12 protein-coding genes are annotated in these 14826 nt (G+C 51.6%); 7 read left to right on the forward strand and 5 right to left on the reverse strand.

Features of this window, described 5'->3' with window-relative positions; translation table 11 throughout:
- Nucleotides 1–464: 464 nt before the first annotated feature.
- Nucleotides 465–3743, forward strand: coding sequence for a ribonucleoside-triphosphate reductase, adenosylcobalamin-dependent (gene nrdJ, locus H6F91_RS22355; RefSeq protein ID WP_190771241.1), 3279 nt, complete (start codon nt 465–467; stop codon nt 3741–3743).
- A gap of 359 nt (nt 3744–4102) precedes the next feature.
- On the opposite strand, the gene gyrA is transcribed toward nrdJ, so the two are convergent.
- Complete coding sequence (gene gyrA, locus H6F91_RS22360; RefSeq protein ID WP_190771242.1) at nt 4103–6727, reverse strand: DNA gyrase subunit A; 2625 nt, start codon at nt 6725–6727, stop codon at nt 4103–4105.
- 390 nt (nt 6728–7117) lie between these two features.
- Here gyrA and H6F91_RS22365 point away from each other — a divergent pair, with 390 nt between their 5' ends.
- The 6 genes from H6F91_RS22365 to H6F91_RS22385 all read left to right on the forward strand — a co-directional run bounded on the left by H6F91_RS22365 (nt 7118) and on the right by H6F91_RS22385 (nt 11604).
- Nucleotides 7118–8044, forward strand: coding sequence for a histone deacetylase (locus H6F91_RS22365; RefSeq protein WP_190771243.1), 927 nt, complete (start codon nt 7118–7120; stop codon nt 8042–8044).
- Nucleotides 8045–8130: 86 nt separating this feature from the next.
- Nucleotides 8131–8253: a hypothetical protein gene (locus H6F91_RS28365; RefSeq protein ID WP_277874447.1), complete on the forward strand. Its 123-nt coding sequence runs from the start codon at nt 8131–8133 to the stop codon at nt 8251–8253.
- A 35-nt stretch (nt 8254–8288) separates the two neighbouring features.
- Nucleotides 8289–8570, forward strand: a complete 282-nt coding sequence (locus H6F91_RS22370) for a DUF2470 domain-containing protein (RefSeq protein ID WP_190771244.1) — start codon at nt 8289–8291, stop codon at nt 8568–8570.
- Nucleotides 8571–9097: 527 nt separating this feature from the next.
- The gene (locus H6F91_RS22375; RefSeq protein WP_190771245.1) at nt 9098–9889 is read left to right on the forward strand and encodes a transporter substrate-binding domain-containing protein; all 792 of its coding nucleotides are present in this window, start codon (nt 9098–9100) and stop codon (nt 9887–9889) included.
- Between the two features lie 253 nt (nt 9890–10142).
- Nucleotides 10143–10889, forward strand: a complete 747-nt coding sequence (locus tag H6F91_RS22380) for an amino acid ABC transporter permease (protein ID WP_242035928.1) — start codon at nt 10143–10145, stop codon at nt 10887–10889.
- Complete coding sequence (locus H6F91_RS22385; RefSeq protein WP_190771246.1) at nt 10882–11604, forward strand: ATP-binding cassette domain-containing protein; 723 nt, start codon at nt 10882–10884, stop codon at nt 11602–11604. Before H6F91_RS22380 ends, H6F91_RS22385 begins: the two co-directional genes overlap by 8 nt.
- Before the next feature lie 61 nt (nt 11605–11665).
- Here the strand turns inward: H6F91_RS22385 and mutY are convergent, their stop codons facing one another.
- From mutY to H6F91_RS22405, 4 genes are all read right to left on the reverse strand, one after another.
- Complete coding sequence (gene mutY, locus H6F91_RS22390) at nt 11666–12865, reverse strand: A/G-specific adenine glycosylase (RefSeq protein ID WP_190771247.1); 1200 nt, start codon at nt 12863–12865, stop codon at nt 11666–11668.
- Entirely contained in the window at nt 12865–13209 is a 345-nt protein-coding gene (locus H6F91_RS22395; RefSeq protein ID WP_190771248.1) for a DUF760 domain-containing protein, read from the reverse strand. Before H6F91_RS22395 ends, mutY begins: the two co-directional genes overlap by 1 nt.
- 446 nt (nt 13210–13655) lie before the next feature.
- Complete coding sequence (locus tag H6F91_RS22400; protein ID WP_190771249.1) at nt 13656–14048, reverse strand: RidA family protein; 393 nt, start codon at nt 14046–14048, stop codon at nt 13656–13658.
- 77 nt (nt 14049–14125) lie between these two features.
- Nucleotides 14126–14557, reverse strand: a complete 432-nt coding sequence (locus H6F91_RS22405; protein WP_190771250.1) for an NUDIX domain-containing protein — start codon at nt 14555–14557, stop codon at nt 14126–14128.
- Nucleotides 14558–14826: the final 269 nt, after the last annotated feature.

Genomic DNA, 14826 nt, shown 5'->3' on the forward strand with positions numbered 1-14826 from the left:
GCGTATCGTGCAAGCACTGGTCGGTAAGGCAAGTTTTACCAACTGCTTATAAGCCTATAGGAAGCTAAAAAGCCCAGTGTTTTCAGAAACACTGGGTTTCTTGAATGCAAATCAAGGTGATCCAAATAGACAAGAAGTGGTGGGCTCAGTCAATAGCTCAACCTGAAGGAGACATAACAAGACACCATGCTGATACACATCCTTGGCAAACTCCCTCTGATGGGTACGTTAACATATTGCTATAGAACATAAGAACTAATTTCTAAACCTATCGTTTCCATATTTAGTATTCTCCATAAACAAAGAGAAGCTTACTCAAAATTCTCAGGAATGCTGTCCATAGCGTTTTAGTAGTGCTAAACTTCCTACCTATGGTGTTAAGTATTAATCTCGCTCAAAATAGCAAACGCTCTATATTTACGATTTCCTACCTTCCCTTCACCCGCTGTCGCTGAGAGTGTTGTATGGTTCAAAACATCGATCGCCCAAGTCAAACCAGTCCGTTTCCGGCCTCTGCCCCAGCGGCCAACCCGGTGTTCTATCGCACGTATAGCCGTTTAGGAGAAGTCGCCGCAAACCGTCGTGAAACCTGGGACGATGTGTGCGATCGCACCCTCAGCGGCATCATCAAGCTGGGCAAACTCACCGAAAGCGAAGCCGATCTGCTCAAGCGGATGCAGCGCAACCTCTACAGCCTGCCATCCGGTCGCTGGCTTTGGGTGGGTGGTACCGAGTGGGCCGAGCGCCCCGAAAACTTTTCGGGAGCCTATAACTGTACCAGTACCAACGTGGTGGACTGGCGCGCCTTCGGCTTGATGATGGATCTCGCCATGATGGGCTGTGGCACGGGGGCTGTTCTGGAGCCGAAGTACATCAACCAGTTGCCTGCCATTCGGAACCCTCTCGTTGTAAAGATTGTGGGTGAGATCGGAACTGTTCCTCCCGATCAGCGGCAAGACCGCACAGAAGTTATCTTTGAGGGTAACCGTGTTCTTATCAAGGTCGGTGACAGTCGCCAGGGTTGGGTGACCTCTTACCAAACGCTGTTGGAACTTTCCACCGATGAGCGTTTCTCGGGTGAAGTTGGCGTCGAAGTCGATTTAGGTTCCGTGCGTCCTGCCGGAGAGCGGTTGAAGGGCTTTGGAGGGATGGCAAATCCCATCCGCCTACCCGGTCTGTATGAGCGATGCGCGCGGATTTTGAATAAGGCGATCGGGCGTCAGTTGAATTCCGTGGAATGCTGCCTGTTGATTGACGAAGCCGCTGCTTGCGTCGTCGCCGGAAACATCCGGAGGAGCGCGGGGATGCGTCAGTTCGACAGCGAAGATACCCTCGCCGCCGCCGCCAAAGACAACCTGTGGATGCAGGATGCCAACGGCAACTGGCGCATTGATCCTGAACGGGATTCCCTACGGATGGCGAACCACACCCGCGTCTTCCATCGCAAACCGACTCTAGAAGAATGCGTTGATGCAGTTCGCAAGCAATTCTACTCAGGAGAAGGCGCGATCCAGTGGGCTGGGGAAGCTGAGCGTCGTGCCCAGGGCGAAGGTCGCTATGGGTTAAATCCTTGTGTAACCGCCGATACCTGGGTTCATACCGAGCATGGACCACGACAAGTAAAAGATTTGCTAGGCAAACAGCACAGCACCTATATCAACGGGGAATTGTTTAGCACAACTCCAGAAGGGTTCTTCTATTCTGGCACAAAGCCTGTATTGAAGCTGACGACCCGTGAAGGATACGAGCTTCGCCTCACAGGCAATCATAAGGTCTTAAAGGTAACAGCCCAGACTCAGAAGGCCCAGTACACCGATTGGGTCGCAACAGAAGAGTTGCAACCGGGCGATCGCATTCTTCTTCATAACCATCGCGACATTACTCCCTGGGATGGGGACGGTACTCAAGAAGAAGGATGGCTTTTGGGCAATCTACTAGGTGACGGTAGCCTTGCAAAAACTCCGTGGAATGATACGGCAGTTTTACGGTACTGGGAGGAATCTCAAAATGAGATGAGCCATCATGCAGTCAGCTTATTGCAGTTAGCTGTAGGGTATGAGCCGACGACTGCTGAAGCGTGTTACCACACGCAACTTAAGCATCGCGTCATTGCCTCGACTGGATTAGCTAAATTGGCTGCACAATTTGGTATAGTGCCTGGCCAAAAGCGCATTACTTCTGTCATAGAAGAAGCCAGCTACGGCTTCTATCAAGGCTTTCTACAGGGATTCTTCGATGCCGATGGAAGCGTTCAAGGCACCCAGAATAAAGGTATAAGTGTCAGGCTGGCCCAAAGTAATTTAGATTCTCTAAAGGCTGTGCAACGGATGCTTGCCCGTATGGGAATTGTTTCAACGATTTACCAAGGGCGGCGTCCTGCGGGGTATCGACTGATGCCGGATAGCGATCGCAAATTGGCTCCTTACTATTGCCAAGCACAGCATGAGCTTGTGATCGCGAATGACAATCTTTACTGGTTCCAGCAAATCATTGGGTTCCGTGAGCCCCATAAGGCCGAGAAGCTAAACAGAGTGTTAGAGGGCTACAAACGCAAACTGAATCGTGAACGTTTTGCGGTGACCGTGGCGTCTATTGACGCAGATGGGATTGAAGCCGTTTACGATTGTACGGTGCCTGGCCCTGCTTGTTTTGATGCAAACGGTCTTGTCGCTCATAACTGCGGCGAAATTTTGGGGCAAAACTTCCACTGCAACCTGGCGGAGGTTCACCTTAACCAGATTGATCCAAAGGATCTGAAGGCCCAGGAAGAAGCCTTTACAGCGGCAGCCTTGTCCGTGGCTTCACTCCTGAACCACCAATTTATGGAGCCGCGTTACCAACAATCACGGTTGGAAGACCCGATTGTGGGAGTTTCCTTCACCGGCCTGTTCGACTTCTTTGTGAAAGCCTTTGGCGTCGAATGGCTGCACTGGTGGGCGGAAGGGCGGCCTGACACCATGAAGGGGCTGGAATTCAAACAGAAGGAGCAGCAATACCTGAGCCGCTGGAAAGAGATCGTGCATCAGGCGGTGTGGGAGTATTGCGATCGCCATCAACTCAATCGCCCCAACCGTTGCACGACCGTCCAGCCTGCGGGTACCAAATCTCTGCTGACCAACGCCAGCCCCGGTTGGCATCCACCCAAGGCGCAGCGCTTCATCCGTCGCATTACCTTCCGCAAGAATGATCCCGTCGCTTTGGCCTGTATGGAGTATGGCTACAACATTGTGCCATCTCAATCTGACAAGGACGAAGAGGGCAACCTGCTGAATGATCCCTTCGATCCCCGTTGTACCGAGTGGTTGGTGGAAATTCCGGTGCGGGTACCCTGGGCAGATATGCCGGGGGCTGATGAAATCATCATTGAGAATTTCTCGGCTCTGGCCCAGTTTGACTTCTACATGCAGGTGCAGAAGTATTACACGGCCCACAACACCAGCGCCACCATCGAGCTCAATGAGCATGAGGTGGAGCCATTGGCCCAGGCAATTTATGGGGCGATCGCCAACGATGAAGGCTATATTAGCGCCGCACTCCTGGCCCGCTTCAACGCTCCTTTCCCACGCCTGCCGTTCGAGAAGATCGACAGAGAAACGTTTGATCGACTGGAAGCCGAGGTGAAGCAACGGCAACGCACCACGGATTTCTATGCGGCATTGTCTCGCTATGATTCCGGTGATCTGTTTGAGGCTGGCCCTGCGGGATGTGATAGCGACAAATGTATGTTCCCTGAGCAGAAATAACGGCTCGCTACAACTGATTTGACTACCCTCTGCTAATGGGCGAAAAACTTGAGTTTTCGCCCATTTTTTTGCATGGACAGAACTTACGCGAGTTTATTATCTGTAGTGTATTTGTGTTGTGGGTAGGGTGCGAAGCACCCCACCCACAACACAAATGCGTACGTCCTGATGAAACTGTAGAGGCAGGTTTTGCCGAGAGATTGAATAGGGGAGCCAGGGTTGTCTGCTAAACCTGCCCCTACTTTTGAGCGGGTTTTGATCAATTAGATGCCAAATAAAAAGAGAGTGGGCTTTGCTCCACTCTCTCTTCGGATGTGATGGGCGATCGCCCATAACCAGTAGTCAAATAAGCTCTTCGCTTATTCCTCAGGGCTTTCCACTTCAGTGCTTGCTCCTTCAATGGCGCTCTCTTCCTCTTCGGCTCCTTCTGCCACAGGAGGAACCAGAGCTACAGCGGCGATCGCATCCTCTTCATCCAGCCGTTGCAATTTCACCCCAGTAGCCGAACGTGACTGTTTGGAGATAGCATCTGTGGCCTGACGAATAATGATGCCTCGGCTCGTTACCAGCATCATTTCATCCCCTTCATTCACGATCAGCAGCGCGGCCAGTCGATCGTTAGGGCGACGGAACTTAATGGCTCGAAGTCCCATACCTGCCCGGTTTTGCAGACGGAATTGGGAAATCGGTACCCGCTTACCCAGGCCTCCCGTAGTAACAATCAACACCCAGGGACCCTGGCTCACTTCCGTCGTTTCTTCGGCATCTTCTGCCACATCTTCTACATCCTCCGCTTCTGCTTCTGCCGCACTGGCAAGCAGGTTTGCGTACTGGCTGGAGATGATGTCAATGCTGATCAACTCATCTCCCTTACGCAGGCTCATGGCCTTCACCCCACGGGTGGGACGCCCTAGAGGACGTAGCTGCTCATGACTTGCCTGAAAGTGGATGGTCATTCCCTGGCGGCTGCCGATGATAATGCTATCTTCCACCCGAGCCAGCCGAACCCAACGCAGTTGGTCACCTTCCTCCAGGGAAATGGCGATCAGGCCGTTGGTACGGATGTTGCTGAAGGCGGAGAGAGCCGTTTTCTTAATGAAACCTTTGGTGGTCAGCATCACCAAGTAATCCTCTTCCGTGAACTCCACAACGGGAATAATGGAAGTGATTTTTTCCTCATGGGAGATAGGAAGGAGCTGCACGATGGGCACGCCTCGGGCCGTGCGGGAGCTGGTGGGAATTTGATAAGCCCGCAGGGAGTAGGAGATGCCGCGATCGCTAAAGAACAGAATATTGTCGTGATCATTGCAGGTGAGGAAGTGGTTCACCCCATCCTCTTCCTTCATCCGAGCACCCGCTTTGCCCCGGGTAGCGCGACTCTGTACCTCAAAGGCACTGACGGGCATCCGCTTAATGTAGCCCTGCTCGGTAATCAGGATTACCGCCTGTTCATTGGCAATCAGGTCAATGTCGCCCAGATCGCCATCCATGTGTTCAATGACGGTGCGGCGAGGGGTAACATGAGCTTCCCGTAGTGCGACCGCTTCATCCTGGATGATGGTGAGAATCCGCTCACGGCGAGCCAGAATGTCTTGCAGGTCAGCAATTTTCTCCTGCAACTGATCATGTTCCTGGTTGATCTTTTCCGCTTCTAGAGCGGTTAGACGACGCAGTTGCATTTGCAGAATGGCGTCGGCCTGAACTTCTGAAAGGGAGTACGTTTCCATCAACTCCTGCTTGGCCGTGGGAGTATCTGCAGAATGACGAATCAGCGCAATGATCGCATCCAGGTTTGCCAGGGCAATTAACAAACCCTGCAACAAGTGATCCCGCTCCTCTGCCTTCCGCAGTTCGTAGCGAGTCCGGCGGGTGATGGTTTCAATCCGGAAATCTAAGAATACCTGGAGCGACTGCTTCAGGCTGAGGATTTGCGGTTCCCCATTCACCAGAGCCAGCATATTCACCCCAAAGTTGGCTTGCAGTGGGGTAGCTTTGTAAAGGTTATTCAGCACCACCCGGGGATAGGCGTCGCGTCGCAGTTCAATGACGATACGCATCCCGTCGCGATCGCTCTCATCCCGAATATCAGAAATACCCTCCAGCCGGCGATCGTTCACCATCTCGGCAATTTTTTCAATTAGAGCCGCTTTGTTGGTCTGGAAGGGCAACTCGGTGATGATGATGGCTTCCCGTTCCGGTGCCCCCCGGCGCTCAATCGTTTCGATATTGGCCACGCCACGCATGGTGATGCTGCCGCGCCCGCTCATGTAGGCTTCCCGGATCCCACTGGTGCCCAGGATTTGTCCCCCCGTTGGGAAGTCTGGGCCGGGGATGTAGCGCATCAATTCCGTGTCCGTCAGGTCAGGATTCTCGATCAGCGCTACGACCCCACTCAGCAACTCGCCCAGATTGTGGGGGGGAATATTAGTCGCCATTCCCACAGCGATCCCCGAGGAGCCATTTAACAGCAGCTGGGGAATGCGGGCGGGCATCACCAGGGGTTCTTGCTGCGACCCATCATAGTTAGGGGCGAAATCGACAGTTTCCGATTCGATGTCTTGCAGCATCCCGTAGGTGGTGATGGGGCGCAGGCGACATTCGGTGTATCGCATCGCCGCTGGAGGATCGTTATCGACGGAACCGAAGTTACCGTGACCATCCACCAGAGGCGATCGCATGGAAAAGTCTTGAGCCATCCGCACCAGGGCATCGTAAACCGACTGGTCCCCATGCGGGTGGTATTTACCGATTACGTCCCCCACCACACGGGCGCATTTCCGGAACGGGCGATCGGGGGCTAACCCCAATTCGTGCATGGCGTAGAGAATGCGGCGGTGTACAGGCTTAAGCCCATCTCGCGCATCGGGAAGCGCCCGTCCCACAATCACGCTCATGGCGTATTCCAGGTAGGACCGGGACATCTCCATGCGTAAATCGGTGGGGATAATCCGATCCTGAGACGGCGGTTCCTGGGAAAAGGTCATAGGATGATTTACTCCAACAGTCGGGTGAGAGAAGTCTGATTACGAGAGCCCTGTGGGGCGTAGCAGCCAAGTTGTGCGCTCAACAAAAACATGCTCAAAACGGAGCGCCGACAGTATCGAAAATGCACCGGGTTCTGGCTGAAAGCTCCGGTGGTAAAGGGGTTCTGCATCAACCGGGGTGAATGGGCTGAAAATGCTGCCCTGTAAGGATTTCAGCCTTTGAAATTATAGCACAGAATGGATAGGTTCGGGGGGATCAGGAATGGGGTGGGAGAAGGGGTACTTTGGAACTCTGTCTCCACACCTTCTCCAAATTTTTTACCCTCAAAACCACCCTTTCAAAAATTCATTAAAATCGGAGCAATTCCCCACACAGAGGCTAACGCGCCTATGTTGCCTGTTTTTTACTCGGACCTGTTTTTGGAGCATGACACCGGACGCTATCACCCTGAGAATTCGGGGCGGTTAAAGGCAGTAACCACGCTCCTACGCTCGGTGGGCTGGGCTGAACAGTTGGATTGGCGATCGCCTACTCCTCCCGAAGCCCAGGGTCGTCTCACCGATGCTCTCTACGCGATTCACCCCGAGAAATATGTGGCAGCGGTTGAATACCTGGCCAAGCAAGGGGGGGGCCACGTCGATCCGGATACGGTGCTATCGAAGCATAGCTATGAAGCGGCAATTCTAGCGGTGAGTGCCTGGCTCGATGGAGTGGATGTGGTGCTGGACACAGGGAAGCCGGCCTTTGTATTGGCCCGACCACCGGGGCACCATGCCTTACCGACTCAGGGGATGGGGTTTTGTATTTTCTCAAATGTGGCGATCGCCGCTCACTACGCCCTCAAGCAACCCGGCATTCAGCGGGTCGCCATTCTTGATTGGGATGTGCATCACGGGAATGGAACACAGGCGATCGTCGAGAGCAATCCTCAGATTGCTTTTTGTTCCCTGCATGAGTCACCTCAATACCCTGGTACGGGAGCATCGGGTGAAACGGGTGTGCACAATAATGTGCTGAATCTTCCCATGCGGGCAGGTAGCACAGTGGCAGATTACAAGACCCGTTTTGAAGAGCGTATTATTCCCTTCTTCCAGGCGTTTCAGCCTGACCTGTTGCTGGTGAGTGCGGGCTATGACGCCAACGCTGCGGATCCCCTGGCTAACATTTCGTTGCAACCGGGTGACTACGGCATCTTCACCGACTACTGTTTGCAACTCACATCTAAAGTTTTGTTTGGATTAGAGGGCGGATACGACTACGATGCGTTGGCAAAATCCGTTGCCGCCACCATCGAACGATGCCTTGTCCTAAGCTGAAGATTGGGCCATCAAACCCCCAAATCTGTGGTGTTCTGAAGAGGCCGCCGGTGATGCACTCCAACATAAAACCGTGAGAAAGTCCGATGCTTGAAAAGATTCGAACCGTAGTTAACGTCATGATTACGTTCATTCTGGTGGCATTTATTGCCACCAGCGTGTATCGACTGGCAGTGTATTTTCTGCAATCCTATGGGTTGTCCTCGTAAATAACCGAACTCAGCTATTCATTTCATGGAGCACTATGGCCGATCCCTTAACCCCTGAAATTAGCGATCGCATCTGCAAACACATGAACGATGATCATGCAGATGCCGTACTCCTCTATGCCAAAGCCTATGGAGCGGTATCCGATGCGATCGCCGCCCAAATGCTCAGCATTGACTCCGAAGGGATGAACTTGCAGATACAGCGTGAAAGTGGCCCTGACTCCGTGCGAGTCACCTTTGACCACAACCTGCAGGATTCTGAGGATGCGCATCAAACCCTGATCGCGATGGTACGTCAAGCCCGTACCCCCTCGTAATTTCTAATACCTGACTCCTGATTTCAAGCCAAATAACTCATTTTATGTCGGGTTAAATGCTGACGATAAAAAGTGGCGCGGCGCAAAGCACCGCGCCACTTTTTATCGTCAGCATCTAACTTTACTTGTTATCAGGATGTGAAAGGGCCTTTGTAGGTGTCTCACTCTCTTTTTGATTGCGCTTAACAGCTACTACTTTTTTTAGATTTGTAAGCGGCTTTTACAAACTGAATAATACCTTCATAGGTCAGGTTCTCCTTAAGGGGGAACCTTTTTTATTCACGCGGTGAGACGCATCCTCCTCGCGGAGTCCCTCTCTTGGGTGAAGGAATTTCCTTTAAGACATGGCAATTTAATGAGTAGTTAAAGATGGCCAGGCAGCGATCGCGCCCACCCGGTAATAGGGATCTGCCAGCTAGTCAGTTTTAGCTCGATGGTTCTGAGGCGAGCGGTTTCATAACCGTCTCTGGTTTCTTAACGTTGATTAGTCCTGCCTGTCCTCCTAGGTTCTAAGAGCACATTACACAATGAAACGACGTCAGCTTTTTTCTGTTGCTTTTGTGGGTACGATTGCGGCAATTGGTCTGCTGAACGCCTGTACTTCGTCTGGTGGTGACAGCAACACTGCTGCGCAAAGCAAAACACTCACCATGGCGACCTCCGCAGATTACCCTCCCTACGAATTTATCCAAACATCTGGGGGGCGAGAGGAGATTGTTGGGTTTGACGTAGATATTGCAAAGGCGATCGCGGAAGAATTAGGCTACGAAGTCCAGATTCAAAACATTGACTTTAATGGTCTGATCCCTGCGCTACAAGCAGATCGGGCTGACTTCGTAATGGCTGGTATGACCCCTACCGAAGAACGGAAACAAAACGCTGATTTCTCCATTGTCTATTACGAAGCGAAGAACACTATTGTGTCTCGTAAAGATAGCGGCTTAACCGATGCCGCTAGCCTGAATGGCAAGAAGGTCGGTGTTCAACTTGGATCCATTCAAGAAGGAGCGGCGAAGGAAATTCAGGGAGCCAATGTGGTTCAGCTGAACCGTATCAATGAAATTATTCAAGAATTAAAAGCGGGCCGCATTGACGCTGCCATTGTAGAAGATACCGTGGCAAAAGGCTTTATCGACGCCAATCCTGACCTGGAATTTAATGTCATTCCAAATGAAGGAGAATCGGGTTCAGCGATCGCTTTTCCCAAAGGTTCTCCTTTAAAAGCAGAATTTGACCCTGTGCTTCAAAGAATGGTTGATAGCGGAAAGATTACCGAATTGGTTAATAAGTGGTTTGGTGATCAGCAACCGGCTAAATAGGCATTGCTGAAAGTTTATCTGTTGATGGGATAAATCATCAAGCCAGGGTCACTCTACCCTGGCTTTTTTTCAACCCATGGCGTCTTTAAACTGCAAGCTTATGCCATCAGAGTAAGGGTTACCACAATATTCTTATAGCTTTTGGTTGTTTTTAGCGCTAACACAAAATTCCGAGTAAGCTAAACCACAAAAAGCCAGTCATAAAACCGAAATAATCAATTGACTCCCTGTTCACCTGTACGACGTTCATCCGATGGCAACTCATTGTTTACCTGTTACCCAACTTGGCTTCATGCCCGAAGTATGGAGCCTCATCAGCACTGCGTCAGCCACGACGGACTTTGCTCTAGATTTCAGTAAAATTTCTGAAAATATTCCGTTTATCCTTTGGGGCATTCCCATTACCCTTGCATTCAGTGTTACTTCTGCCTTATTGGGGTTTACCTGGGGTACGGTTCTGTCTATTTTCAAAATTAGCAATATCAAACCACTGAAGTGGTTTGCAGATGCTTATACCTCTGTTTTTAGAGGTACGCCGCTGATTTTGCAACTGGCCATTATTTACTTTGCAACTCCTCAGTTACTTGGATTCACCCCCACAGGTTTCCAGGCCGGGGTTGCAACCTTTGCCCTTAACTCAGCCGCCTATAGTTCCGAAACCATTCGGGGTGGCATTATGGCTGTAGATAAAGGGCAGCGAGAAGCTGCAATGACGTTGGGGGTCAAGTATCCCCAAATGATGTGGGATATTATCCTACCTCAGGCATTCAAAAATATTCTTCCGGCTCTGGTTAATGAAACGATTGCTCTACTTAAAGACTCTGCTCTGGTATCCACGGTAGGCGCTTTAGACCTGATGCGACGAGGGCAGGTAGTAGCTGCTGAGAAATTCATTTATTTCGAACCGCTGATTTTTGTTGCTGCGATTTATTACGTAATGGTGATGGGGCTAACACTACTGGCACGACGTTTAGAAAGAAGGATGCGGAAAAGTGATTAAGACTGAATACCTATGTAAATCGTTTGGGCCGCTTCAGGTTTTGAAGGATGTTTCAACAGAGATTAGAAGAGGTGAAGTAGTCGCCATATTAGGACCATCGGGCTGTGGGAAGTCCACCTTTTTACGCTGCTTAAATCTTTTGGAAATTCCTACAAAAGGGCGAATTTATATCAATGACATTGAAGTGACCAGCCCCAAAGCAGACATCAACAAAGTTCGCCAAAACATGGGGATGGTATTCCAGCACTTCAACCTGTTTCCCCATATGACGGTGATGCAAAACGTTACCTACGGCCCTATCAAGGTGAAGGGGATGACGCGGGGCCAAGCTGAAGAGCTGGCAATGTCTAAGTTACAGATGGTGGGCTTAGCCGAAAAGGCCCAGGTGTACCCATCGCGGTTGTCAGGGGGGCAAAAACAACGGGTGGCGATCGCCCGCTCCCTCGCCATGCAACCCGAGGTGATGCTGTTTGACGAACCCACCTCTGCCCTTGACCCCGAAATGGTGAAAGAGGTACTGGATGTCATCAAATCTCTGGCCAAGACCGGGATTACGATGGCGATCGTGACTCACGAAATGGGCTTCGCGCGCGAAGTGGCCGATCGCATCATCTTTCTGGATGCCGGTATCGTTGCAGAGGATGCGCCACCCGATATTTTCTTCTCCAGCCCCAAGAGTGAACGGGCCAACCAGTTCCTACAGAAGGTACTGTAGCCTTCATCGACCCAACAAAAGAGGGGCGCGACGCGCCCCTCTTTTGTTCTGGTCTGCGAATCTAATCTTCAGAACCGCCCCATTTTTCCTCGGTCAAATGATCCGAAAAGTCAGGCCTTGGGTTCTGGTGAATGGCCTCAATAATTTGCACATTCGCAGCCGGAAAGGGATATTGCTCCAGATCTTCTGGGCGCACCCAGCGAACTTCGTCACACTCCAAGGGCTGCGGCTCCCCGGAAAGATAGTGACAATGGTGGACGTTCAGGGTCACTCGGAAATGGGAGTAGGCATGGTCAATCGTAATTAACGAATCTCCCACAACCACTTCAATGCCCAACTCCTCACGGATTTCACGGCGAATACAGTCTTGAATGGTTTCACCCGGCTCAATTTTGCCACCGGGGAACTCCCACAGCCCCCCCAGCAATCCTTCCTGGCGCCGGCGATCGATCAAAATCTGTCCATCTGCATCCCAGATCACTGCAACACCGATGGCCTTGTGGGGGACGGGCGCTTTCTCTTCACGTACAGGCAGTTCGTTTTGCATGGCTCGTTCATAAGCGCGACAGTGCATGGCCCACGGGCAGCTTCCACAACTGGGTTGACGAGGTGTACACACCGTCGCCCCTAGATCCATCAACGCCTGATTAAAATCTCGGGGATGGACGGGATCCAGCAATTGATCAGAACACTGCCACAACAGCCGCAGAACGCGGTTCGGCGGGCGCTCTAATGCTAACAGGCGTGTCAACACACGCTTCACATTACCATCCAGGATAGAGACTGGTTGGTTAAATGCGGCACTGAGAATTCCTCCGGCAGTACTCTGTCCAATTCCGGGTAAAGCTAAGGCTGCCTCTAAATTTTTTGGAAATTGCCCATTGTGCTGAGTATGGATCACCTGGGCAGCTTTGTGCAGGTTACGGGCGCGGGCGTAGTAGCCCAACCCTTGCCAGAGCTTTAGCACCTGCTCCTGAGGGGCGATCGCCAACGCTTCCACCGTCGGAAACACTGCCAACCACCGCTCGTAGTAAGGCAACACCGTCTTCACCTGGGTCTGTTGCAGCATGATCTCTGAGATCCAAATCGCATAGGGATCTCGGGTCTCGCGCCAGGGGAGGGATCGCCCCGTTTGCCCATACCAATCCAGCAATCGCTGCCGCAGGTCAGCTACAACAAAACTCGGCAGATCTAAATGATCTACCGAGTAGGAGGAGTTAGCTGTATCGCTTCCCGCAACGGGTGACCGTCTTCCACCCATTACGAATCTTGATCAGAGCTAGAGTCGGCAGTTTGGAGCGATCGCTCAAAGGCCAAACGCTGCTCTGCATTCCGCAGGAAGTATCCGCTGATGATGGCAGACGCCAACAATCGACCCAAATGTTCCCGGTTGGTGGTGACCGTGACGTCAAACTGCTCAGAGGGCAACCCACCTAACAAGCCAATAATGTTGCGCTCCATCACCTGAAACACTTCCATCGAATCGGGACGGGAGAGCTGAGCAATGGTTTCAGGGCTCATGGACTGAACGTATTGAAACAAGGGGCTACCATTCTCGCCATGGCCACCAAAGAATCCTGAAATCTGTTTAGATGCGTCGTTCACGATGGGAACCTCTCTCACGCAGGACTTACTAATTAACTGACTGACTTGTTTACTAATGTATCAATCCCTAACTCGGCTGTCGGTGGGAGAAGCCGAACCTATCCGAGAGGGGTTTACCGTCCTACCCAACACCACCTCTGCAGGTAACCAGCGTTGTCCATATAACATTAGTTCGGACAGTTTTTCTGAAACCCTTGATTTTGCGTGCGCTTCGCGCACGCAAAATCAAGGGTTTCAGAAAAACTGTCCAGAGTATTGATATAAATGACCTGGACTTAGACCTTTCAGCAAACGCCAGAACCCCTGATTTCACTGCAAATCAATGAAATCAGAGGTTCTGGCGTTTGGAAGGGTAAAAGATGTGAGTAGAACTCTTGTGAAGTAGGCATTCTGTCCGCCTGAGGTTGGACAGGCAAGATTATCCCACCCGGAGCCCTGGGGCCATGCTAGGAGTTCACCACAGCAATACAGTCGATTTCAACTCGAACATCCTTGGGCAGGCGAGCGACTTCCACGGTGGCTCGGGCAGGAGCCGTTTCTTCGTTGAAAGCTGTGGCATAAACGGCATTCATCGCCGCAAAATCATTCATGTCTGCCAGGAATACGGTAGTTTTGACCACATCCGCAAAGCTGGCTCCGGCGGCCTTTAAAACGGCATCCAGGTTGGCGAGCACCTGTTGGGTTTGGGCCGCGACATCATCACCACCCATCAGAGAGCCTGTCTTTGGGTCCAGGGGGATCTGACCCGAGACGAAAACCATCCGGCCTTGAGCGGCGATCGCCTGACTATAAGGCCCTACAGGAGCCGGGGCCGATGTTGTTTGAATCACCTCGCGCATGAAACCTTACCTTGAATGAGGAATATCTTGAATGAGGAAATGGGGATATAAGGTATAGAGAATTGCCATTAAACCCATCAGAGCAGTTTGGGCCGCAACCCGTGCTCTCGATAATAGCGATAGTCCCGAATAATCCGCTCGTGGTCGAAGCAGAGGTTGGTGGGAATGTTCCAGAGTTCGAAGAAGCTCAGGTTTTTGGCATCATCCCCAGCAGAAGGTTCGCCTCGAGCCATTGCCAGAAACACAATGCTGATGGTGTGCTGTCGTGGGTCACGGCTGGGATCTGAATAGACCTGAAATTGCTCCGTCAGCTTAACGTGCAGCCCCGTCTCTTCAGCAGCCTCTCGAACGGCGGCGCTCTCTACCGACTCGCCATAGTCCACAAAGCCCCCCGGCAAAGCCCAGCCATAGGGAGGGTTGAGGCGTTCGATCAGCACGACAGGCCGATAGGGCCTATCCATCAGCTCAATGATGATATCGACAGTAGGGACAGGATTGCGATAGTTCACCGTGGCTCTGGCAGATGACGATTAAGCTGATAGCAGCATAACCTCATCTGTTACATCTATCGCGATTAAATTGGGCGCATTCAAAGAAAATATCTAACGTGATTGAAACCGGGTGCATCCCACTTTTGCAAATTTGGAAACCCACTTTTGTCAGTGAAGCGGGCTTCGCCCGCTTCACTGACAAAAGTGGGATGCACCCCTTGAAACCCTTGTAATAAAAGCTTTGCATACAAAGCTTTTATTACAGGGGTTTCAAGCACGTTAGGGCC

Source organism: Leptolyngbya sp. FACHB-8, assembly GCF_014695575.1.
Classification (GTDB): Bacteria; Cyanobacteriota; Cyanobacteriia; order Elainellales; family Elainellaceae; genus Vacuolonema.

What these genes read in the sequence shown, in the direction of transcription:
- H6F91_RS22380 (WP_242035928.1), top strand. Translation starts at nt 10,143, where the DNA reads ATGGCAACTCATTGTTTACCTGTTACCCAACTTGGCTTCATGCCCGAA.
- H6F91_RS22370 (WP_190771244.1), top strand. Translation starts at nt 8,289, where the DNA reads ATGGCCGATCCCTTAACCCCTGAAATTAGCGATCGCATCTGCAAACAC.
- mutY (WP_190771247.1), bottom strand. Translation starts at nt 12,865, where the DNA reads ATGGGTGGAAGACGGTCACCCGTTGCGGGAAGCGATACAGCTAACTCC.
- H6F91_RS28365 (WP_277874447.1), top strand. Translation starts at nt 8,131, where the DNA reads ATGCTTGAAAAGATTCGAACCGTAGTTAACGTCATGATTACGTTCATT.
- gyrA (WP_190771242.1), bottom strand. Translation starts at nt 6,727, where the DNA reads ATGACCTTTTCCCAGGAACCGCCGTCTCAGGATCGGATTATCCCCACC.
- H6F91_RS22365 (WP_190771243.1), top strand. Translation starts at nt 7,118, where the DNA reads ATGTTGCCTGTTTTTTACTCGGACCTGTTTTTGGAGCATGACACCGGA.
- H6F91_RS22375 (WP_190771245.1), top strand. Translation starts at nt 9,098, where the DNA reads ATGAAACGACGTCAGCTTTTTTCTGTTGCTTTTGTGGGTACGATTGCG.
- nrdJ (WP_190771241.1), top strand. Translation starts at nt 465, where the DNA reads ATGGTTCAAAACATCGATCGCCCAAGTCAAACCAGTCCGTTTCCGGCC.
- H6F91_RS22400 (WP_190771249.1), bottom strand. Translation starts at nt 14,048, where the DNA reads ATGCGCGAGGTGATTCAAACAACATCGGCCCCGGCTCCTGTAGGGCCT.